The sequence below is a fragment of the Halorubrum trapanicum genome (assembly GCF_017873555.1).
Lineage (GTDB): Archaea > Halobacteriota > Halobacteria > Halobacteriales > Haloferacaceae > Halorubrum > Halorubrum trapanicum.
On sequence record NZ_JAGGKE010000001.1, the window covers coordinates 307385 to 328169 of the forward strand.

Annotated in this window: 21 protein-coding genes; 11 read left to right on the forward strand and 10 right to left on the reverse strand. The window is 70.1% G+C overall.

The window, feature by feature from the left end; genetic code table 11:
* Positions 1-16: 16 nt before the first annotated feature.
* The 6 genes from J2744_RS01515 to J2744_RS01540 form a co-directional block, all read right to left on the reverse strand.
* A complete protein-coding gene (locus J2744_RS01515) occupies positions 17-1114 on the reverse strand; it encodes a DUF2249 domain-containing protein (RefSeq protein ID WP_209543534.1) in 1098 nt (365 codons plus the stop codon).
* Between the two features lie 89 nt (positions 1115-1203).
* Positions 1204-1806 (reverse strand): CDP-alcohol phosphatidyltransferase family protein, encoded by a 603-nt coding sequence (locus J2744_RS01520; RefSeq protein ID WP_209543536.1) that lies wholly within the window; start codon positions 1804-1806, stop codon positions 1204-1206.
* A gap of 26 nt (positions 1807-1832) precedes the next feature.
* A complete protein-coding gene (locus J2744_RS01525; protein ID WP_209543540.1) occupies positions 1833-2387 on the reverse strand; it encodes an adenylate kinase family protein in 555 nt (184 codons plus the stop codon).
* Positions 2384-3478, reverse strand: a complete 1095-nt coding sequence (hisC, locus tag J2744_RS01530; RefSeq protein WP_209543542.1) for a histidinol-phosphate transaminase — start codon at positions 3476-3478, stop codon at positions 2384-2386. The genes J2744_RS01525 and hisC overlap by 4 nt, the downstream gene beginning before the upstream one ends.
* A 103-nt stretch (positions 3479-3581) precedes the next feature.
* Positions 3582-4325, reverse strand: a complete 744-nt coding sequence (locus J2744_RS01535) for a fumarylacetoacetate hydrolase family protein (RefSeq protein ID WP_209543544.1) — start codon at positions 4323-4325, stop codon at positions 3582-3584.
* Between the two features lie 78 nt (positions 4326-4403).
* Positions 4404-5573: a zinc ribbon domain-containing protein gene (locus tag J2744_RS01540; RefSeq protein ID WP_209543546.1), complete on the reverse strand. Its 1170-nt coding sequence runs from the start codon at positions 5571-5573 to the stop codon at positions 4404-4406.
* Positions 5574-5679: 106 nt separating this feature from the next.
* On the opposite strand from J2744_RS01540, the gene J2744_RS01545 reads away from it, so the two are divergent.
* The 3 genes from J2744_RS01545 to J2744_RS01555 all read left to right on the forward strand — a co-directional run bounded on the left by J2744_RS01545 (position 5680) and on the right by J2744_RS01555 (position 8606).
* Positions 5680-6402, forward strand: coding sequence for a metal-dependent hydrolase (locus J2744_RS01545; RefSeq protein WP_209543548.1), 723 nt, complete (start codon positions 5680-5682; stop codon positions 6400-6402).
* A gap of 304 nt (positions 6403-6706) precedes the next feature.
* Positions 6707-8104: a sugar porter family MFS transporter gene (locus tag J2744_RS01550; RefSeq protein ID WP_343770684.1), complete on the forward strand. Its 1398-nt coding sequence runs from the start codon at positions 6707-6709 to the stop codon at positions 8102-8104.
* A gap of 103 nt (positions 8105-8207) precedes the next feature.
* On the forward strand, positions 8208-8606 hold the full coding sequence (locus J2744_RS01555; protein ID WP_209543550.1) for an OsmC family protein: 399 nt from the start codon (positions 8208-8210) through the stop codon (positions 8604-8606).
* A gap of 45 nt (positions 8607-8651) precedes the next feature.
* On the opposite strand, the gene J2744_RS01560 is transcribed toward J2744_RS01555, so the two are convergent.
* Positions 8652-11318: a PAS domain S-box protein gene (locus J2744_RS01560; protein ID WP_209543552.1), complete on the reverse strand. Its 2667-nt coding sequence runs from the start codon at positions 11316-11318 to the stop codon at positions 8652-8654.
* A 46-nt stretch (positions 11319-11364) separates the two neighbouring features.
* Positions 11365-12030 carry an O-methyltransferase gene (locus J2744_RS01565; RefSeq protein WP_209543554.1) on the reverse strand — a complete coding sequence of 222 codons (666 nt, stop codon included), beginning with the start codon at positions 12028-12030 and terminating at the stop codon, positions 11365-11367.
* 121 nt (positions 12031-12151) lie between these two features.
* Here J2744_RS01565 and J2744_RS01570 point away from each other — a divergent pair, with 121 nt between their 5' ends.
* Positions 12152-13825, forward strand: coding sequence for an acyl-CoA mutase large subunit family protein (locus J2744_RS01570; RefSeq protein ID WP_209543555.1), 1674 nt, complete (start codon positions 12152-12154; stop codon positions 13823-13825).
* A gap of 25 nt (positions 13826-13850) precedes the next feature.
* Here the strand turns inward: J2744_RS01570 and J2744_RS01575 are convergent, their stop codons facing one another.
* Complete coding sequence (locus tag J2744_RS01575; RefSeq protein ID WP_209543557.1) at positions 13851-14654, reverse strand: formate/nitrite transporter family protein; 804 nt, start codon at positions 14652-14654, stop codon at positions 13851-13853.
* A gap of 163 nt (positions 14655-14817) precedes the next feature.
* Between J2744_RS01575 and mce the strand changes: the two genes are divergently transcribed.
* Positions 14818-15204, forward strand: coding sequence for a methylmalonyl-CoA epimerase (gene mce, locus J2744_RS01580; RefSeq protein ID WP_209543559.1), 387 nt, complete (start codon positions 14818-14820; stop codon positions 15202-15204).
* Between the two features lie 63 nt (positions 15205-15267).
* Here mce and J2744_RS01585 read toward each other — a convergent pair whose 3' ends face one another.
* A complete protein-coding gene (locus J2744_RS01585) occupies positions 15268-17400 on the reverse strand; it encodes a S9 family peptidase (protein WP_209543561.1) in 2133 nt (710 codons plus the stop codon).
* Between the two features lie 135 nt (positions 17401-17535).
* Between J2744_RS01585 and J2744_RS01590 the strand changes: the two genes are divergently transcribed.
* From J2744_RS01590 to J2744_RS01615, 6 genes are all read left to right on the forward strand, one after another.
* A complete protein-coding gene (locus J2744_RS01590; RefSeq protein ID WP_209543570.1) occupies positions 17536-18231 on the forward strand; it encodes a cyclase family protein in 696 nt (231 codons plus the stop codon).
* Positions 18232-18330: 99 nt separating this feature from the next.
* Positions 18331-18612, forward strand: a complete 282-nt coding sequence (locus tag J2744_RS01595) for a 50S ribosomal protein L44e (RefSeq protein WP_004595867.1) — start codon at positions 18331-18333, stop codon at positions 18610-18612.
* A 2-nt stretch (positions 18613-18614) separates the two neighbouring features.
* Positions 18615-18788 carry a 30S ribosomal protein S27e gene (locus tag J2744_RS01600; RefSeq protein WP_004595868.1) on the forward strand — a complete coding sequence of 58 codons (174 nt, stop codon included), beginning with the start codon at positions 18615-18617 and terminating at the stop codon, positions 18786-18788.
* Positions 18789-18806: 18 nt separating this feature from the next.
* Positions 18807-19607, forward strand: a complete 801-nt coding sequence (locus J2744_RS01605; protein WP_209543572.1) for a translation initiation factor IF-2 subunit alpha — start codon at positions 18807-18809, stop codon at positions 19605-19607.
* 34 nt (positions 19608-19641) lie between these two features.
* Entirely contained in the window at positions 19642-19824 is a 183-nt protein-coding gene (locus J2744_RS01610) for an RNA-protein complex protein Nop10 (RefSeq protein ID WP_209543574.1), read from the forward strand.
* Between the two features lie 107 nt (positions 19825-19931).
* Positions 19932-20684, forward strand: a complete 753-nt coding sequence (locus J2744_RS01615; RefSeq protein ID WP_209543575.1) for a proteasome assembly chaperone family protein — start codon at positions 19932-19934, stop codon at positions 20682-20684.
* Positions 20685-20785 lie beyond the last annotated feature (101 nt).

Below are 20785 nucleotides of genomic sequence, written 5' to 3' on the forward strand. Positions count from 1 at the left end.
GGGATCGGAGGGCCGGTCAGAACGGGGCGCTCGTCTCCTCCGAGACGGACTGCCCCTCGGCGCCCGCTTCGCTCTTCCCGATCAACACGCGGAACTCGCCCGGCTCCTGCTTGCGGTACTCCCAATGGAACTCGGGACCGGCCTCGGTCTCGAACTGGTGGTACAGCGGTTTCGGGTCGTGGTCGTTCACCAGCACGAAGCCGTCACCGTCGTCGAGGGCCGCGTACGCGTCGAATATCTCCTCGTGACGCTGCGCCGGCGGCAGGTCGCGCACGTCCAGTTCCCGGGCGACCTCGGGCGGCTCGCCGCCTGCGCCCGCACCTCCCTCGCTTCCTCCCGCCGCCGTCCCGTCGTCCGCCGCGGATTCGGAGCCTCCCTCGTCGCTCGCGGCGGCGGACCCCTCGGTCTTCGTGATCCGGACGCGACACCGACCGGGTTCCGTCTCGACTACCTCCCAGCGGAACGCGTCGCCGTAGCGCTCGCGGAACTCCCCGTGGAGCGGCCGCGGCTCGTGGGGCGCGATTATCTCCATCGTCTCGCCGTCGGGGATCATCCCGTATCGGTGGTGGATCGTCTCGTGGCGGTCCGGCTTCGGGATCTCGCGGACGTCGTACCGCGTGAACGCCTCCGACTCGGCGGCCGTCGACTCGGCGGTCTTCCGGATCTCGACCCGCCACTCGCCGGACTCGCGGCTCGCGTACTCCCACCCGACGACGTCGCCGTAGGTCGACTGAAGCTCGTAGTACAGCGGCTTCGGGTCGTGGTCGTTCACCAGCACGAACCCCTCGTCCGGGTCGAGGCCGTCGAAGGCCGCGAGCAGCACCTCGTGTCGGCGCTGCGGTAGCAGTTCGCGCACGTCGGCGGTCCCCAGCGCCCCGCCGTCGAGTTCGCCGCGGTCGACCGCGCGGACCTCGCGCGGCTCCGCGTCGGGCTGCTCGTACTCCCACTCGACGTCGCGGCCGCGGTCGATCTGATACCGGATCAGGTCGACGTCGACGTCGCGGTCGGCGACGATACGAAGCTCCTCCCCCGTCTCGGTCGCGTCGAGCGCGTCGCGGAGCCGTTCTCGGCCCTCCTCGTCCGGCCGGTCTCGCAGGTCGATTTCGGTGGCCATCTCTCGGATCGAGGACGCGCCCAGAGGGGGATGGTCTCTCGCCCGAAGGTGTTCGGCTCCGCGTTCAGATTCCGGGACTCTCGAACCGCCTACAGGTCCCGCCACGCGCCGAGGAACCGCTGGACCGCGGTCAGGTGGCCGACGACGGCGAACAGCGCCAGCAGGAGACCGACGACGTTCAGCCCGGCGGCGATCGGCGACGGGTACACCGCGGCGACGACGCCGACGGTCCCCGCCAGCGCGAGGCGGTCCGCCCGGCCGAGGAGGCCGCCGTACTCGCGGCCGATGCCGACCGCCTGGATCTGCGTGCCGAGGTAGGAGGTGAGGAGGACGCCCGTGACGGCGGCGAAGCCGAGCGCGTACGCCTCGACTCCCGCGGTGAACCCCGCGATGATAGCCACGTCGGCGTAGCGGTCGAGGACGTGGTCGAGGAAGTCGCCGCCGTCGGAGGCGACCCCCTGGTGGCGAGCGAGCGCGCCGTCGACGACGTCGAGCCAGCCGTTGAGCAGGACGAGCAGCGCGCCGGCCGCGTAGAGGGTGGCCGACCCGACGGCGAAGGCGGCGGCGGCCGCGACCGCGACGAGGAACGCTATCACGCTCACCTGGTCCGGCGAGAGACCGAGCCTGTCGGCCGCCGACACCCACGGGCCGAGCAGGCGGTCCGCCACGGAGCGGTACTGGTCGAGGGTCATCTAACGTTCCGACGCTCGCGGCCGGCTCATATATAATCGATGAAGTTCACGGTGCCCGCGCTCGGCTCTCGCTCCCCGTCTATCGCCGTGCGGATCGCCTCGGCGACTTCCTCGGGGTCGCTGTCGGTGGCGTCGACCTCGTAGACGTGCTCGGCGCCGTGTTCGGCGACCGCCTCCGAGAGGATCACGTCGAGCGCCTCGCTCTCGGCGTTTTCCGCGGCGGTCGCGTCAGATTCACCGCGCTCGCGGAGTCGGGATTCGATCTTTTCCGGGTGACAGCGCAGCACGACGACGCGGTCGACGTCGAACCGGTGCGAGAGGTGCGAGTCGAGGACGCCGGACCAGTCGCCGAGCTCCTCGCGGACCGCGTCGAGGTCGGCGACGAGCGTGTCGCGGTCGGCGTCGCGCTCGGTCCAGAGGTCGTCGTCCGACTTGATCCGGTCGTTGAGGTGGATCACGTCGTACTCGTCTTCGAGCAGGGCCGTCGCGGTCGACTTCCCCGTGCCGGGAGTGCCCGTGACCGCGACGCGGTCGGCGCGGCCGCGGTCGGGGCTATCGGCGGAGTCAGAACGGTCGCTCACGCGCTGACACCGAGTTCGAGGTCCGCCAGCGCCTCGTTGAGCAGGGCGACCGCCTCCCGGGTCTCCTCGCGGGTGCCCGTCGAGATCCGGACGTGCTCCGGGAGTCCGAACGAGGTGCAGTCGCGGACGATCACGCCGCGCTCTTGGGCCGCCTCGGCGACGCGCTCGCCGTCGCCGACCGCGGCGAGGACGAAGTTGCCCGCGGAGTCGACGGTCGGCGCGTCCAGCTCGTCGGCGATGTACTCGCGCGCCCAGCGCGCGGTCACGACCGACTCCTCGACGTGTTCGTCGTCGTCGAGCGCGGCGAGCGCGGCGCGGCAGGCCAACTCGTTCGCGGCGAACGGCGTGTTGACGCGGGCGTACGCCTCGCCCCACGCCTCGGGGACGACGCTGTAACCGATCCGGAGTCCGGCGAGACCGTACGCCTTCGAGAAGGTGCGAAGCACCGCCACGTCGTCACGCTCGTCGACGAGCGGGATCGCGCTGTCGACGTCGGCGAACTCCCCGTACGCCTCGTCGACGACGACGAGCGTCTCCTCGGCGGTCGCGTCCGCGATCGCCTCGACCTCGTCGAGCGGCATCGTGGAGCCGGAGGGGTTGTGCGGCGAGGTGACGTAGACGATCCGCTCGCCGCCGTACGCGCTCAGCACCGTCTCCGCGTCCTGCGCGAACCCGTCGGCGGGCGAGAGCTCGTACTCGGTCACCTCGCCGTGGTGGTACCGCGACGACATCGCGTAGTAGGCGAAGCCGGGACTCGGCACCAGCACCTCGTCCCCCGGCTCCAAGGCGGCGCGCGAGAGGTAGTCGATCGAGCCGTCCGCGCCCGGCGACACCCACACCTGCTCGTCGTCGACCCCCCACTTCTCGGCGAGCCTCGCGGTGAGGTCCGTGTGCGAGGACTTCGGGTACTGGTTCACCCGGTCGGCGTGCTCGCGGATCGCCTCGACCGCCGCCGGACTCGGGCCGTGCGGGTTCTCGTTCGAGGAGAGCTTGATGAGGTCGTCGGGGTCGAGCCCGCGTTCGCGGGCGACCTCCTCGACGCCCCGCCCGGGCACGTACGGCGAGTGATCGGAGAGATCCCGTGGTCGCATGCCCGGGAGTCGGTGGCCGGCGGGCTTAAGCGTGGTCTTGGCGGGCGACCGGGTCGGCCTTCTCCCGCGCCGCGGTCGGGACCGGCGTCGCTCGTCGCGTGGCTCAGGGCACGCGCACGTCGTGTTCGAGGGTGCCGACGCCCTCGACCTCCACCTCGACGGTGTCGCCGTCGGAGAGCGCGCCGACGCCCTCGGGGGTGCCCGTCGCGATGACGTCGCCGGGTTCGAGCGTGAGGTACGTCGTGATCTCCTCGATCAGCGTCGGCACGTCGAATATCATGTGCTCGCGGTCGCTCGACTGCTTCGTCTCGCCGTTGACGCGGAGCTCGACGCTCGCGTCGTCGGGCACCTCGTCGGGCGTCGCGAGGACCGGACCCAACGGCGCGGCGCCGTCGAACGCCTTCCCGCGCACCCAGTTCTGCTCGCGGTTCTGGTCGTCGCGGTTCGACACGTCGTTCATACAGGTGAACCCCGCGACGACGTCCATCGCGTCTTCGGCGTCGACCGCCTTGCACTGCTCGCCGATCACCACCGCGAACTCCGCCTCCCAGTCGATCCGGTCTTTGCCGGCGGGGACGGTCACGGTGTCGCCGTGGCTCGCCACCGCGTTCGGCGGCTTCAGGAAGAGCAGCGGGCGGTCGGGCACGTCGTTGCCGAGTTCGGCTGCGTGGTCGGCGTAGTTGCGTCCGATACAGACGATCTTCGAGGGGTCGGTCGGCGCGAGCACGTCGATCGCGGGGTCGGAGAACGCGTACTCGTCGCCGCCGAAGGCGACCGTGTCGGTCGCCGGGTCGTACTCGCCCTCGCGGATCGATCCGGCCGGGTCGCGGAACCGTGCGCGGTACATACGAGTGCGATCGGGCGGCCGCCCGAAAAGGGTTCCCGGAGAGGCAATCGACGACGATGACGGTCCTGCCCCCGCCGATCACTCGGCCGAGTCGGTCGCCTCGCGGACCGAGTCGGTCTCCCCCTCCGACGGATCACCCGTCGGTTCCCGGGCCGAACTGTCCGCGACATCGTCGTCGACTGCGCCCGAATCTCCGTCGTCGACTGCGCCCGAATCTCCGTCGTCGACTGCGCCCGAATCTCCGTCGTCCGCGAGGTCGTCGAGCGACGGCGCGCCGACGCGGTCGCCGAACACCTCGGACCGCGCGCAGTCGGCGCAGTAGTGGTTGTGGCGCATCGAGTGGGTGCGGACCGGAACGCCGGCGACGACCGTCTCGTCTCGGCGCCGCCTGACGAGGCCGCGCTCGAACTCCTCGCCGCAGACGACGCAGGTCTCGTCGACGGACTCCGGCGGGCGAACGACCCGATGGTCGACCGTCTTCTGCCGGCCGAACTTCGTGACCCCGTGGCGACGGTCGAGCCGTCGGCGCACCGGCGGGGCCACGCCGAGTCCGAGTCCGGCGAACGCGAGTCCGATCAGCGCGGCGGGCGGGGAACTACTCGTCGCCGCGAGGAACGTGATCAGGCCACCGATCAGCAGCAGCAACGCGGTTATCATGTACGCGGAGACGGTCTCCACCCGCGTCTCGCCCTCGCGGCCGGTGGTAGAGCGCGCGGGCGTCCCGTCGCCGCGAACGAGCCGGCGGCGCTCCGCCAGCTTGGAGTAGTGCCACCAGCCGTACAGCAGGTTCCCGATCCCGCTGGTGAAGACGAACAGGAGGACGTGGATCCCGACGGAACCGATCCCCCTGTCGACGAGGACGACGCGGTCGCCGTCGTCCCGCTCGATCTCCCACCCGGCGTCGAGGTGGTCCTGTACCCGGCGGCGAAAGGAGCGCAGACTCTCTCCCGGAGACGACGGCGAACGCGACGGGGACGAGTCCGCGCCGCTGGACCGCTGCGATGCGTCGGTCGACGGGTCGGACGCGACCGCGGTCGACCCGCCGCCCGACCGCGACGCGCCGCAGTTCGAGCAGAAGCGGTCGTCGTCGTCGAACGCCTCGCCGCACTCGGCGCAGTACGCGGGGTCGGCGGGGTCGCCGAGGTCGGCGCCGCAGTCGGGACAGAAGCTCGCCCCGGCGGGCACCGCCTCACCGCAGGCCGGACACGCGGCGGAGGGACCGTCCGGGTCGCTGGTCTCGGAGGGCATTCGCCCGAGGGTTCGCGCTCGTCCCGGTTAATTGCTTTCGCCGCCGGGCGACGGATTCCGCGGCGTCGAGTTTTATTACCGCTCGCCGAGATGTACCGAACGAACCATGGAACTCACCTGGCACGGCCACTCCACGTGGCACGTCGTCGTCGAGGACACGGAGCTGCTCATCGACCCGTTCTTCGACAACCCGAAGACCGACGTCGACCCCGAGGAGCTGGACCCCGACTACCTCCTCCTGACCCACGGGCACACCGACCACATCGCCGACGCCGACCGGTTCGAGGGGGCCACCGTGGTCGCGACCCCGGAACTGACCAGCTACGTTCAGGAGAACTTCGGCCACGAACACACGCTCCCGGCCGGCGGGATGAACATCGGCGGTACCGTCGAGGTCGGCGACGCGTGGGTGACGATGGTCCGCGCGGACCACTCGAACGGCATCGACACCGGCTACGGCACCTCCGGCGGCATGCCGACCGGGTTTGTCATCGGCGACAAGAAGCCGACCCAGGAGTCGGACGCGGACTGTACCACGTTCTACCACGCGGGCGACACGGGCCTGATGTCCGAGATGGTCGACGTGATCGCGCCGTACCTCGAACCGGACGCGGCCGCGCTGCCCGCCGGCGACCACTTCACGATGGGTCCCGCGGGCGCCGGCATCGCCGCCGACTGGGTGGGCGCCGACGTGGTCTTCCCGATGCACTACGACTCGTTCGGGCCGATCGAGATCGAGACGCGCGAGTTCGTCAACGAGGTGAAGGCCGCGGGCGCCGCGGCCGAGCCCGTCGTCCTCGACGGCGACGAGACGTACACGCTCGAGTAGCGCGGCGACGCTCCGGACGCCGGTCCGATCCGACGCGGCCGGCGCGACGCGTGGCGACGGCCGCTTTTTTCGAGGCGACGACGCGATCGCGGAGCGCGAGGTCCGCGTGCGGTCTCCGTTCGACGCGGCGAGGCGACACCGCCGGCGACCGGTTGTAGAATACTATTTGAATCTGAATAAATATTAGGTAGCTGAGTGTAGATTTCGTATATCGCTGCCAGCACAAATATATCGGATATATTTAAATTAATAATAAACCAAAAGTCTTCTAAATAAAAGTTGGTTAGGACCGAATTGGTACACCATGTCAACCGCTGATATGCGGGCTGTGATCCGGGGGGACGGCGGACGGTTCGTGTACATCGTCTCCGCGCTCGCAGCGCTCAACGGACTCCTGTTCGGGTTCGACACGGGGATCATCTCGGGAGCTATCCTCTTCATCGACACCACCTTCGAGCTGAGTCCCCTGGTGGAGGGAATCGTCGTTAGCGGCGCGATGGTCGGCGCGGCCGCCGGTGCGGCCGTCGGCGGACAGATATCCGACCGCATCGGTCGCAAGCGATTCATCCTGGTCTCCGCCGGGGTGTTCTTCCTCGGCTCGTTCCTCATGGCGGTCGCGCCGACCGTCGAGGTGCTCGTCGCGGGACGGATGATCGACGGGATCGCCATCGGGTTCGCGTCGATCGTCGGTCCGCTGTACATCTCCGAGATCGCGCCGCCCTCCGTCCGCGGCGGCCTCACGTCGCTGAACCAGCTGATGGTCACCGTGGGGATCCTCTCGTCGTACTTCGTCAACTACGCCTTCTCCGGCTCCGGGTCGTGGCGGATCATGCTCGGCGCGGGGATGATCCCCGCGGTCGTGCTCGCGGCCGGGATGATCCGGATGCCCGAGAGCCCGCGGTGGCTCTACGAACAGGGCCGGACCGACGAGGCCCGCGCGGTCCTCCGTCGCACGCGCGACGGCGACATCGAGTCGGAGCTGTCGGAGATCGAAACCACCGTCGAGGCCCAGTCCGACAGCGGGGTCCGCGACCTCCTCAGTCCGTGGATGCGCCCGGCGCTGATCGTCGGTCTCGGGCTCGCGATCTTCCAGCAGATCACCGGGATCAACGCGGTGATGTACTACGCGCCGACGATCCTGGAGTCGACCGCGTTCGGAAGCTCGCAGTCGATCCTCGCGTCGGTGTTCATCGGCACCGTCAACGTCGTGATGACGGTCGTCGCGATCCTCCTCGTCGACCGCGTCGGGCGACGCCCGCTCCTGCTCGTCGGGACCGGCGGGATGATCGGGTCGCTGGCCGTCGCCGGGCTCGTCTTCCAGTTCGCCGACCCGACCGGCGGGCTGGGGTGGCTGGCGACGCTCACGCTCATCTCGTTCGTCGCGTCCTTCGCGATCGGACTCGGGCCGGTGTTCTGGCTGCTGATCTCCGAGATCTACCCGCTCGCCGTCCGGGGGAGCGCGATGGGGATCGTGACCGTCGCCAACTGGCTCGCGAACCTCGCGGTGACGCTGTCGTTCCCCGTGCTGCTCGACGGGATCGGCACGCCGCTGACGTTCTGGCTGTTCGGCGCCTGTAGCGTCGTCGCGCTGCTGTTCACCTACCGCACCGTCCCCGAGACCAACGGTCGGACCTTGGAGGCGATCGAGGCCGACCTCCGGGGCGCGACCGGAATGACGGCGGCCGCGTCCGACGACGACTGAGGCGGCGGCCGCGAACCGGCGCCGTCGCGCCGCGGCTCGGTACGTCCTCGACGTGCCGATGCCGATAGCCTTTATCCGCGCGAGACCGAACGAACACTCGACTATGGCAGACATCGAGACGTCCACCGTTTCCGAAGAAGGGTACGCCAGCACCAGCCAGGTCGGCGAGTTCGACCTCCAGATCGACGCGACCGACGAGACGGGACCGAACCCGAACGCGACGCTCGTCGCGACGTACGCCTCCTGTTACCTCCCGGCGTTCCGCGTCGGCGGGAGCCAGCGCGGCGAGGAGGAGCTGGGCAAGATCCAGATCGACGCGAGCGCCGAACTCGACGAGGACGACGACCTCGAATCGATCGCGTTCGACGTCCACGTCGAGACCGACCTCGACGACGAGACCGCCGCCGACATCGCCGAGCGCGCCGAGGGCATCTGTCACGTCCACAGCGCGCTCCGCGAGGGACTCCACGCCGACATCAGCGTCTACCCCGGCGCGTTCTGAGCCGGACCGCAGGCTCCGCCGTCTTTTCGTTCGCGGCTCGATCGCTCAGTCCCGGGGCTCGACCTCTCCCGCGGTCGACTCCGCCTCCTCGGCGGTCGACTCCGGCCGGTCGACCCCGGTGAACTCGAAGCGGGCGCCGCCGCGCTCGCCCTCGGTGACCGCGACCTCCCAGCCGTGCGCCTCGGCGATGCGCTGGACGATCGAGAGACCGAAGCCGGTGCCCGTCTCGGAGGTGGTGTAGCCGCTCTCGAACACCCTGTCGCGCTGGTCCGGATCGATCCCCGGTCCGTCGTCCTCGACGTAGAAGCCGTCGGGCAGGTCGCCCACGACGACACGCTCGACGCCGCGTTCGTCGGCGTCGTCCGGCTCCGCCCGACTGTCCGTGGAGCCGTGTTCCACGCTGTTCCGGAACAGGTTCCCGAGGAGCTGACGGACGCGCCCGGGGTCGGCGCAGATTTCGCTGTCGGTCTCGACCGCGATCTCGATCGGCGTCCCCTCCGCGCCGCCCCCCGCGTCCTCGATCCCCCCGAACGGGTCCTCGCCGCCGGTCGAGCCGAACGCCTCGTCGCCGTACGCGGCGGTCAGTTCGCCGAGGTGGACGCGCTCGAACGACCCGACCGTCTCGCCCTGTTTCGCGAGCGCGAGCACGTCGTCGATCAGCCGCTCCATCTCGTCGAGCGCGCGTTCACAGCGGTCGAAGTACGAGTCGGTCCCCGTCTCGCGGGCGAGCCGGAGGTACCCGGAGAGGACGTTGAGCGGGTTCCGGAGGTCGTGTGAGACGATCGACGCGAACTCGTCGAGGCGCTCGTTCTCGCGTTCGATGCGGCGCTCGTACGCCTTGCGCTCGGAGATGTCGCGGCTGCTCGCCAGAAAGCGGTCCTCGCCGCGAACGTCGATGCGCCTGACGTGGACCTCGACGGGGAACGTCGAGCCGTCGGCGCGGGCGAACGTCGTCTCCAGCCGGAGCGTCTCGTCCATCTCCAGGCCGTCCCAGAGCCGAACGCCCTCCTCCGGATCGAGTTCGTCGTCGACCTCCCACACGTCCATGCCGACGACCTCGTCTCGGTCGTACCCCAGCTCCCTCGTCATCGCCCGGTTGGCGTCGACGATCTCCCCCGCCTCGTCGTGGATATCGATCATGTCCGGGGAGCGCTCGAACAGCGCTTCCAGCCGCGCGGAGGTGTGTTCGAGCCGCCGCTGTCGCCGCCGCTCGTCGGTCACGTCCCGCGAGATGCCGAGCACCCCGTCGAACTCGCCGTCGATGACGAGCCGCGTCAGGGCGTAATCGACGATGGCGTCCGACTTCGTCGGTAGATCGAGCTCCCTCGTCCCGGTCAGCGAGTCGCGGTCGCCGTCGACGAGCGCCTCGAACGGGTCGCCGTCGCTCTCCGCTCGGATCCGCTCGACGAGGCAGCTCTCCGCTCCGACGAGCGCCTCGGGAGCGGTGCCGTACACGTCGGCGGCGTGGTCGTTGACGAGCGCGAACCGGCCGTCAGCGTCGTAGACGCAGACGGACTCGGGCAGCTCGTCGACGATGCGACGGTACCGCTCCAGCTCCCGCTCGCGCGCCTTCTCCTCGGTGACGTCGATGTGGATACCGACGGCGCGACGGGGATCGCCGTCGTCGGTCCGCTCGACGACGCGACCGCGGTCGCGGATCCACTTCCACTCGCCGGACTTCGACCGCATCCGGTAATCGCACTGGTAGAGGTCGGTCTCCCCGGCGAAGTGGGTCTCGATGGCGCTCCACGCCGAGCCGAGGTCGTCCGGGTGGACGCGGTCCTCCCACGAGGAGATGTCGAACCCGATCTCCTCGCGATCGTACCCGAGCATCGCCGCCCACCGCTCGTCGAACCGGACCTCGTCGGTCTGAACGTCCCAGTCCCAGACGCCGACGTCGGCCCCCTCGACGGCCAGCTGGAGGCGCTCTGAGAGCTCGCGGAGCTCGCGCTCGCGCTCGCGCCGTTCGGTCACGTCGCGGAAGTACAGCGCGAGACCGTCGCCGGTCGGATACGCGTTCACGGCGAGGTCGGCCCCGAGCCGGTCGAGGTGCTGTTCGAACCGCACGGGGTCGCCGGTCGCCGCGGCCTCGCGGAGCGTCGCCTCGCCGTCCGTGCCGACGGTCTCGGGGAACAGATCCCAGATACGCTCTCCGAGGAGATCGTCGGCGTCGAGGTCGATCATGTCGGTCGCGCGGTCGTTGAGGTGCGTCACCCGCCAGTCGCCGTCGACCTCGCAGAACGCGTCGGAGATCCGTTCGAGGTGGTCGGCGACCCGGCGCTCGCTCCGGGTGCGGGAGACGACGTCGTCGACGGCGGCCGCGAGCCGGTCGTACCGGTCCGGCGTCTCCCCGCGGACGTACTCGTCGACGCCCGCGGAGACCGCGGCGCTGGCGACGGCTTCGGACCCCGCTCCGGTGAACAGCACGAAGGGGAGGTCGCCGTGTCGCCCGCGGACGGTTTCGAGCAGCTCGATCCCGTCGGTCTCGGGCAGCTCGTACCCCGAGACGACGCAGTCGAACGAGGACGACGACAGCGCGTCGAGCGCCGCCGCCGCGCTTTCGACCGGCGCCGCGTCGATCCGATCTCGGCGCCGTTCCAGCGCCGAAACCGTCTCGTCCGCGAACTCGGGTTCGTCGTCGACGACGAGGACGCGGACGACCGGTCGCTCCCGTCCGGCGTCGGTCCCGTCGGCTCCGTTCCCTCCGCTCATCTGTGATGGTGTTTCTAATCCGACAGGATAACCGTTTCGTTCGAGTTCACCCGACGACCGTCGAGACGGCGATCCCGGAGCCGACGGGGAGGACCGCGGTCTCGACGGCGTCGTCCGAGCGGACGGTCCCCAGGTACTCCCCGATGCCGCGCGTCTCCTCGTCGACCGCGGCGTCCGGGAGCGGTTCGCCCGCCTCGAAGTGCGCGACGAGGGCTTGGAAGTCGATCGGACCGCGCGCGACGTTGTCGGCGACGATCACGCCCCCGGACCGGACCTTCGGGAGGGCCGTCCAGTAAGCGTCGGCGTACCGGCCCTTCTGGTGGTCGATCAGGACCACGTCGAAGGGTCCGTCGTAGCGGTCGACCGTCTCCATCGCGTCGCCGACCTCGAAGGTGACGCTCTCGGCGTAGCCGCCGTCGGCCGCGAACGCGGCGCCGCGCTCGGCCTCATCGGCGTCGAACTCGGTACAGACCACGTGCTCGGCGCCGCCCCGGAGGAACCAGGTAGCGGAGTAGCCGAACCCGGAACCGAACTCGAAGACGCGGTCCGCGTCCGTCAGCCGCGCCAGCAGGCGGAGGACCGCCCCCGCCTCGGGACCGATGATCGGGAACCCCCACTCGTCCGCGAGGTCGGCCATCTCCCTCTGAACCGGCGTGTGCTCCGGTGCCGTCGCAGTCAGGAACCGACGCACGGGGTCTGTGAGCACGTCCATGTCGTCGGGTCGAGCGCGTGACACTTAAATCGGATCGGCGGCCCCGTGGCGTCGGATCGCGCCGGGACGGTCGCCGGCGGGCTGAAAACTGTTAAGTCCCGCTCGGTCGACCGATTCAGTAATGTACGACCCTGAGGAACTCGCCGCGATCCGGGAGGCCAAGGAGTCGTGGGAGGCGGGCACCTACGGCGAGACGGTCGACCGGTTCGGCGAGCGCGAGGAGACGTTCACCACCGACACCGGCGGCCAGGAGGTCGACCCGCTGTACACGCCCGCCGACGCCGAGACGGACTACCGCGAGGACCTCGGCTACCCCGGCGAGGAGCCGTACACCCGCGGCGTCTACTCGACGATGCACCGGGGGCGCCTGTGGACGATGCGCCAGTACGCGGGGATGGGAACCGCCGCGGAGACGAACGAGCGCTTCCAGTACCTCATCGACGAGGGGTCGTCGGGGCTGTCGATGGCGTTCGACCTCCCGACGCAGATGGGGTACGACTCCGACGCCGCGATGGCCGAGGGCGAGGTCGGGCGCTCCGGCGTCGCCATCGACACGCTCGACGACTTCGAGACCGTCTTCGACGGCATCCCGCTCGACGAGGTGTCCACCTCGATGACGATCAACGCCCCCGCGGCGGTGCTGCTCGCGATGTACGTCGCGATGGGCGACGAGCAGGGCGTCCCGCGGGAGGAGCTCCGCGGGACGATACAGAACGACATCATGAAGGAGTACATCGCGCGGAACCTCTACATCTACCCGCCGAAGCAGTCGATACGGCTGATCACGGACATCTTCGAGTTCTGCGCCGCCGAGGTCCCCAGCTTCAACACCATCTCCATCTCCGGGTACCACATCCGGGAGGCGGGGTCGACCGCGGCCCAGGAGATCGCCTTCACCCTCGGCGACGGCATCGAGTACGTCGAGGCCGCGATCGACGCCGGACTCGACGTCGACGAGTTCGCCCCGCAGCTCTCCTTCTTCTTCAACGCCCACAACAACATCTTCGAGGAGGCCGCGAAGTTCCGCGCCGCGCGCCGGATGTGGGCGCGGATCATGGAGGAGCGGTTCGACGCCGACAACCCGAAATCGAAGCAGCTGAAGTTCCACACGCAGACCGGCGGTTCGACGCTCACCGCCCAGCAGATCGAGAACAACGTCGTTCGCGTCTCGTATCAGGCGCTCGCGGCCGTCCTCGGCGGCACGCAGAGCCTCCACACGAACGGGAAAGACGAGGCGCTCGCCCTACCGACCGAGAAGTCCGTCCGCACCGCGCTCCGCACCCAGCAGATCCTCGCCCACGAGTCGGGCGCCGCGGACACGATCGACCCGCTCGCGGGGTCGTACTACGTCGAGGACCTCACCGACGGGATCGAGGAGGGGGCGTTCGAGATCATCGAGGAGGTCGACCGCCGCGGCGGCATGCTGGAGGCCGTCGAGAGCGGCTGGGTCCAGCGGCAGATCCAGGACGTCGCCTTCGAGCGCCAGCAGGAGATCGAGGAGGGCGAGCGGATCATCGTCGGCGTCAACGAGTTCGAGGTCGACGAGGAGCCGGAGATGGACTTAGAGGAGGTCGACCCGGAACAGGAGCAGAACCAGCGCGACCGCCTGAACGAGGTGAAGGCCGACCGCGACGACGACGCGGTCGACGACGCGCTCGCGGGCCTTCGCGAGGCCGCGCGGGGAACCGAGAACGTGATACCCCACGTCGTCGACGCCGTGAAGGCGTACGCGACGGTCCAGGAGATATCGGACGTGCTCCGCGACGAGTTCGGCGAGTACAAGCCGGGGCGGTGACGGCGCGGTCGCGGGGCGCCGCGGCTCAGCTCGCCCCCCGAACGACGTGCCCGTACTTCAGGGCCGCGACGAAGATGCCGCCGCCGACGGCGTTGCCGACGGTCGCGAGCGCGAGGAACGAGAGGTAGTCGGTCACCGTTATCGCGGGCGAGGAGAACAGCCCGAACAGCACCTCGACGTTGCCGGCGATCGAGTGGGGCAGGTGGAGCATCCCGATCGTGCCGGTCACGATCAACACGAGGAGCAGGCGGCCGGTCGTCTCCTGTGCCGCCGTGATGAGCCACGCCAGCAGCCCCATCAGCCACCCGGCGAAGATCCCGCCGACGAACAGCCACTGGAGGTCGTGGCTGACGAGCTTCAGGGCAATCTCCTCGAACGCCGCCGGCTCGACGACGCCGAGTCCGGGGGTCAAGAGCACGGCGAGCAGGGTGAAACACAGCCCGCCGAGGAGGTTGCCGACGTACACCAGTCCCCAGAGCCGACCCAGCTGTCCGAGGGAGGCCTGTCCGTCCAACACGGGGATCACGGCGAGCATCGTGTGTTCGGTGAACAGCTCCGAGCGGCCCAGGATGACGAAGATGAAACCGACGGAGTAGACGCTCGCGAGCAGCAGCTCGGTCCCAAGGTCCCCGTACCCCCCCGGTGAGAGCGTCAGCACCACCGCCATCATCAGCGGGCCGAAGCCGATGTCGAGTCCCGCGGACAGCCCGGAGAGGAGCAGCCCGGACCGCTCCCGGTTCAGCTCGTGGAGCGCGCTGTCGAGGATGGAGTCGAGGATCGTCCGCGACGACTTCTGTTCTAACGCCGTGTCGGTGTTCTGATCGCTCACGCGGAGTCCCGCGTCGCAGTTGTCGCCCGGGATACCCAATTCTTTCCATCGGCGAACCCAGGTTCCGCGACCGTCGGAGCGGTCCGACGCCGTCGGTCCCCGTTTTCCGACCTCGTCGCGACGCCCGCCGTCATTTATGTGCTCCGCGCCGCGACGTGTCGCCATGCGCTTCGATCACGTCGGCGTCGCGACGCGCGACGCCACCGTCCTCGCCGACCTGTTCGGCGGCCTGCTCGACGCCCCGGTCGCCCACGAGGAGACGTTCGACGACATGCGGATCGTCTTCCTCGAACTCGACGGCGGCGGCTACTTCGAGCTGCTCGAACCGGACGCCGGCGGGACGATCGCCGACTACCTCGACCGCGAGGGACCGGGGATTCACCACGTCGCGCTCGCGGTCGACGACCTCCCGGCCGCGCTCGACGACGCGCGCGACCTCGGGATCGACCTCGTCGACGGGGAGCCGCGTCCCGGCGCGTGGGGCCACGAGGTCGCCTTTCTTCACCCGCGGTCGACGGGCGGCGTGCTCGTGGAGTTCGTCGAGGGCTGAGTCCGGTTCGCGGCGACCGCGACCGTGGCGGGCCGGCCGCGGCTCGGTCGGCGGGTCGGTTCCTCAGTCCTCGGCCTCGACCGCCGGGTCGTGGGTCTCGTACCAGTCGAGGATCTTCTCCAGCCGGTGGATCGCGCGGTCGGGGTCGCCGATGTTGTGGTGCTCGTCCGGGTAGACGACCAGTTCGGCGTCGATCCCTTGCTTCCGGGCCGCGACGTACAGCTGCTCCGACTGCGAGGAGGGGCACCGCCAGTCCTCGCCGCCCGCCATCACCAGCAGGGGCGTCTCGATGTTCCCGGCGTCGAGGACCGCGGTCGACGCGTCGTACGCCTCGGGGTTCTCCCACGGGAGGCCGAACTCCGCCTCCAGCCAGACGTGGGTGTCGTCCGTGCCGAACGCCGACCGGAGGTCGTAGATGCCGTGTTCGGGCGCGGCGGCGGTGAACAGCTCCGGCTCCTGCGTGACGAGGAACCCCTGCGCGATGCCGCCGTAGGAGAATCCGTGGCCGAACACGCGGTCGGGGTCGACCCAGCCGCGCTCCGCGAGCGACTCGACCCCAGCAGCGATGTCGTCGACCTCGGCGGTCCCCCACTTCCCGGTCAGCTCCGCGGTGAACTCGCGGCCGCGTGAGGTGCCGCCGCGGTAGTTGGGACGGAAGACGAGGTAGCCGCGGCTCGTCAGCGCGGCGTGGCCGAAGCTGAACACCGGCTCGTCGTACGACATCGGCCCGCCGTGGATCGCCACCACCAGCGGGTGGTCGCCGTCTTCCGGATCGACCTCGGGGTCGTGGTAGAGCACGCCGTCGAGCGTCCAGCCGTCGGACTCCCACTCGACGCGGCGGGCCTCCGGCATCGAGAACTCGTCGACGAGCGACTCGTTGACGCGGGTGAGCCGCCGGAAGGAGTCGGGTTCGGCGGATGCGTCGAGGTCCTCGACGTCGACCGCGTACAGGTCGCTCCCGTCCTCCGGGTCCGACAGGACCGTCACCGCCGTCGACCCGTCGTCGGCCACGTCGAAGTCGGCCATGGCGCGGTCGCGGCCCTGCGCCTCGAAGACGCGCTCCGTCGTGCCGTCGGTCTCCACGCGGACCAGGCGAGTGCTGCTCTCGTCCGCGATCCGGACGTATATCGCGCCGTCGACCCACACCGGCTCCCCGCCGCGGGCGACCGTCCGGTCGAGGTCCGCGGTGAGCGAAGCGGTCCCGCCGCCGTTCTCGTCCACGAGGTACACCTCCGCCGGGGCGGGCGGGTCGTCCGGGTCGCTCGCGACCGTCGCGACCCCGTCGGCGTCGGGGCGCCACGCCGGCGCGCCGTGGGTGAGGTCGACGTCCGTGAGCCGCTCCGCGTCGCCGCCCTCGGGCGAGACCGCGTACAGATCGCGGACGGTGGTGTCGTCGGGGCGGTCGAGGCGACAGGCGGTGAACGCGATCCGGCCGCCCTCGCTCCACGCGGGGTCCATCCCGGCGAGGTCCTCGAAGGCCCCGCCGCCGTACGCGTCGTCGAGTCGGCGGGGGTCGCTCTCGGGGTCGTCGAGGTCGACGACGAACAGGTACCGCGTCACGTCGTCGGTCCAGCCGGCGCCGTTCACCTTGTGCTGGAGCCGGGTCGTCTCGATCGGGCCGCCCTCCTCTCGCACCTGATCGAGGTACTCGGACTCCTCGTCGGTCGGGTCGCGTGACTCGATCACCAGCCGGTCGCCGTCGGGCGACCAGTCGAAGCCGGCGACGCCCTCGTCGCGCTCCGTCACCTGTCGGGCGTCGCCGCCGAGGGCGAGGTCGAACAGCCACACCTGCGGTTTCGGCTCTTCGTCGCCGTTTCCGAGGGGTTCGTCGTCCTCGTCTTCTGTGCCCTCCTCGTCGTCCTCGGCGCTTCCCCCGTCGTCCGCGGCGCCCTCGCCGTCCTCCCCGTCTCGGTCGCGCCACCCCACCCGTCGCTCGGCGTCGCGCTCGCGGGCCGCGAGAAACGCGAGGCGGTCGCCGTCCGGTCCCCACGTCGGCGCGGAGGCGCCCGACGCGCTCGTCAGGCGGTGCGGCTCGCGGGAGCCGTCGGTCGGGGCGACGAACAGCGAGGCGACCGCCTCGTCGGCGGCCTGGTCGTACTCGGTCGCGGTGAAGGCGACGCGGTCGCCGGTCGGTGAGACGGCGACCTCGCCGATCTGGGTCAGATCGTAGTACGCGTCCAGCGGCAGTTCCGACATGAACCGACACAGCGCCGGACCGAGGAAATACGTTCGGGCCGCGGAACCGCAGCGGGCGACGGGGATCCGGCGCGACCGCGCCTCGAGGCGAGCGACGGCGACCGACTTAACCGCGACGCGGCCCGACCGACGGCCGTGTTCCGCGACCTCTCGCGACCGATCGAGACGGGGATGCCGACCTACCCCGGCGACCCCGACGTGACGCTCGCGCCCGACGCGACCCACGAGGCCGACGGCTACGCGACGAGCGAACTCCGGACCGGCACCCACGCGGGAACGCACGTCGACGCGCCGCGACACACGATTCCCGGCGGCGAGACGGTCGACGAACTCGGCGTCGGGCAGTTCGCGTTCGACGCCCGCCTCGTCGACCTCCGGTCGCTGGAGCCGCGCGAAGCGATCGCGCCCGAGTCGCTGCCCGATCCGAGCGACCTCGACGCCGAAATCGACCTCCTCGTCCTCCGGACCGGCTGGGCCTCGTACTGGGGGACCGACCGATACCGCGACCACCCGTACCTGACCGCGGCGGCCGCCGAGCGCTGCCGGGAGGCGGGCGTCGGGGTCGGTCTCGATACCTTCGGGCCGGACCCGACGCCGACCGCGGAAGGCGACGCTGACCCTCCCTCGAACGCGCGAGGCGACGAACCCGACGGCACTCCGGCCCACGACGTTCTCCTGGGCGACTCGCTCCCGATCGTCGAGAACCTCTGTGACCTCGACGACCTCCCGGCTCGGTTCCGGCTGTCCGCCTTCCCGCTCCGGATTCGCGACGGGGACGGGTCGCCGGTGCGGGCGGTCGCGGAATGGGAGGGACGACCGGGAGACACGTAGCCGCGAGACCACGAGACCGGGGAACGCGCCGACTCGCGCGCACCCAGACCAAACCCGTTTTAAGCGTCGGCGACGAACCGCGTTTCAAGGTCGATATCCATGGAAATGCCACGCCGCTTCAACACGTACTGCCCCCACTGTGACTCTCACCACGAGCACGAGGTGGAGAAGGTTCGATCGGGTCGCGCGACCGGAATGAAACGCGACGCTCGGCAGCGACGCCGCGCGCTCGCGACGATCGGCAACGCCGGCGGGTACTCGAAGGTGCCCGGTGGCGACAAGCCGACGAAGAAGACCCACCTGAAGTACCGCTGCGGCGACTGCGGGAAGGCCCACATGCGCGAGGGATGGCGCGCCGGCCGTCTCACGTTCCAGGAGTAAGCATGGCGGGAGACTTCCACCGCGTCGCCTGCGGCGACTGCGAGAACGAACAGGTCGTCTTCGGCAAGGCCTCCTCGACGGTGTCGTGTGCGGTCTGCGGTACGACCCTCGCGACCCCCACCGGGGGAGAGGCCGAGCTTCACGGCGAGATCGTCGAAACCGTTGAGGCGCGGTAACCGCCTCACCGCTCCGTCATGAAGTACAGCGGCTGGCCCGAACCCGGCGAGCTGGTGGTCGGCGACGTCGACGAGATCGCGGACTTCGGCGTGTTCGTCGACCTCGACGAGTACGAGGACAAGCGCGGTCTCTGCCACATCAGCGAGGTCGCCTCCGGCTGGATCAAGAACGTCCGCGACCACGTCCGCGAGGGACAGACGGTCGTCGCGAAGGTGCTGGAGATCGACGAGTCGGCGAACCAGATCGACCTGTCGATCAAAGACGTCAACGAGCACCAGCGCAAGGAGACGATCCAGGACTGGAAGAACGCCCAGAAGGCGGACAACTGGATGCTCATCGCGCTCGGCGAGGACGTCGACGACGATCGCTACACGTCGGTCGCCAACGCCCTCCTCGTCGAGTACGAGAGCCTCTACGACGCCTTCGAGGCGGCCGCGATCAGCGGCGACGAGGCGCTCGAAGACGTCGACGTCGACGACGACACCGTCGACGCGATCGTCACGGCCGCCCGCGACAACGTCTCGGTCCCGTACGTGGACGTGACGGGGTACGTCGACCTCGAGTCGGCGGCCCCCGACGGCGTCGACGACGTGCGCGACGCGCTCGCGGCCGCCGAGGGGAACGGCGAGATCCCGGACGGCGTCGAGCTCGACGTCGGCTACGTGGGATCGCCCGAGTACCGGATCAAGGTCCGCGCGCCGAACTACAAGACGGCGGAGGCGCAGCTCGAATCCGCCGCCGAGCGCGCCCGCGAGTCGATCGAGACCGCCGGCGGCGCCGGCGAGTTCCACCGCGAGCGGCGCGAAGACGACGAGTAACCGCGAGCGGCCGAGGACACGACCCCTTCTTCCCGTGAAATCAGATATCCGCGTCTGCGCGAACTGGGAGACCGTTCACGACCGGCCGGTGTACGCGCTCGGCGACCGCTGCCCGGAGTGCGACGGCCCGACCGAGAACAGCGCGCCGGCCCCGTTCGGGCCGGAGGACCCCTACGGCGAGTACCGCCGGCGGGCGCGGCGACGCGACTCGGAGTAGGCGTTCGACGCTCGGCGGCACCGGCGGCGGAGTTTCCGGGTACCGATCGACCACGGGAGCCACCGGAATAGCCACGCTCTTGTGACCGCCGCCCGGACGGGCACGGTATGGAAGAGATCGAGATCGACGAGGTCGCGACGCCGGAGCTTACGGACCCGGTGTTGATCGAGGGGCTGCCGGGCGTCGGTCACGTGGGGAAACTCGCGGCCGAGCACCTGCTGGAGGAGTTCGACGGGGAGTTGGTCCGTCGGGTGTACGCCACGGAGTTCCCGCCGCAGGTGAGCGTCGACGATGGGGGCGTCGCGGAGCTGACCTGTGCGGAGTTCCACGCCGTCGAGACCGACGGCGCCGACCTGCTCGTGTTGACCGGCGACCACCAGGCCGGGTCGAACGCCGGCCACTACCGGCTCACCTCGACGTTCCTCGACATCGCCGAGGAGTTCGGCGCCGACCGGGCGTTCGCGCTCGGCGGCGTCCCGACCGGCGAACTCGTCGAGGAGTACACGGTTCTCGGCGCCGTCTCCGACGCCGACCTCGTCGACGACCTCGAAGACGCCGGCGTGGAGTTCCGCGCGGACGAGCCGGCCGGCGGCATCGTCGGCGTCTCCGGACTCGTGCTGGGACTCGGCGGTCGCCGCGGGTTCGACGCCGCCTGTCTGATGGGCGAGACGAGCGGCTACCTCGTCGACCCGAAGAGCGCGCGCGCCGTGCTGGAGGTCTTGGAGTCCGTCCTCGACATGGCCGTCGACTACGAGAGCCTCGAGGACCGCGCCGAGGAGATGGAGGAGGTCGTCGGAAAGATCCGCGAGATGCAGGAGGGACCGGCCGTGCCGGACGACGACCTGCGGTACATCGGATAAACGGAAGGGCACGGCGACTTCGACCCCGTTTCTCCGCAGGCGATCGCCCTCGTCGGCCGAGCGAAACCCCCGCTTCCGGCAGAGCTAAACCGCATCCCCGA

Bases quoted from the DNA above. Each gene is read 5' to 3' on its own strand.
- J2744_RS01515 (WP_209543534.1), bottom strand. From the start codon at position 1,114: ATGGCCACCGAAATCGACCTGCGAGACCGGCCGGACGAGGAGGGCCGA.
- J2744_RS01520 (WP_209543536.1), bottom strand. From the start codon at position 1,806: ATGACCCTCGACCAGTACCGCTCCGTGGCGGACCGCCTGCTCGGCCCG.
- hisC (WP_209543542.1), bottom strand. From the start codon at position 3,478: ATGCGACCACGGGATCTCTCCGATCACTCGCCGTACGTGCCCGGGCGG.
- J2744_RS01535 (WP_209543544.1), bottom strand. From the start codon at position 4,325: ATGTACCGCGCACGGTTCCGCGACCCGGCCGGATCGATCCGCGAGGGC.
- J2744_RS01540 (WP_209543546.1), bottom strand. From the start codon at position 5,573: ATGCCCTCCGAGACCAGCGACCCGGACGGTCCCTCCGCCGCGTGTCCG.
- J2744_RS01545 (WP_209543548.1), top strand. From the start codon at position 5,680: ATGGAACTCACCTGGCACGGCCACTCCACGTGGCACGTCGTCGTCGAG.
- J2744_RS01550 (WP_343770684.1), top strand. From the start codon at position 6,707: ATGTCAACCGCTGATATGCGGGCTGTGATCCGGGGGGACGGCGGACGG.
- J2744_RS01555 (WP_209543550.1), top strand. From the start codon at position 8,208: ATGGCAGACATCGAGACGTCCACCGTTTCCGAAGAAGGGTACGCCAGC.
- J2744_RS01560 (WP_209543552.1), bottom strand. From the start codon at position 11,318: ATGAGCGGAGGGAACGGAGCCGACGGGACCGACGCCGGACGGGAGCGA.
- J2744_RS01565 (WP_209543554.1), bottom strand. From the start codon at position 12,030: ATGGACGTGCTCACAGACCCCGTGCGTCGGTTCCTGACTGCGACGGCA.
- J2744_RS01570 (WP_209543555.1), top strand. From the start codon at position 12,152: ATGTACGACCCTGAGGAACTCGCCGCGATCCGGGAGGCCAAGGAGTCG.
- mce (WP_209543559.1), top strand. From the start codon at position 14,818: ATGCGCTTCGATCACGTCGGCGTCGCGACGCGCGACGCCACCGTCCTC.
- J2744_RS01585 (WP_209543561.1), bottom strand. From the start codon at position 17,400: ATGTCGGAACTGCCGCTGGACGCGTACTACGATCTGACCCAGATCGGC.
- J2744_RS01595 (WP_004595867.1), top strand. From the start codon at position 18,331: ATGGAAATGCCACGCCGCTTCAACACGTACTGCCCCCACTGTGACTCT.
- J2744_RS01600 (WP_004595868.1), top strand. From the start codon at position 18,615: ATGGCGGGAGACTTCCACCGCGTCGCCTGCGGCGACTGCGAGAACGAA.
- J2744_RS01605 (WP_209543572.1), top strand. From the start codon at position 18,807: ATGAAGTACAGCGGCTGGCCCGAACCCGGCGAGCTGGTGGTCGGCGAC.
- J2744_RS01615 (WP_209543575.1), top strand. From the start codon at position 19,932: ATGGAAGAGATCGAGATCGACGAGGTCGCGACGCCGGAGCTTACGGAC.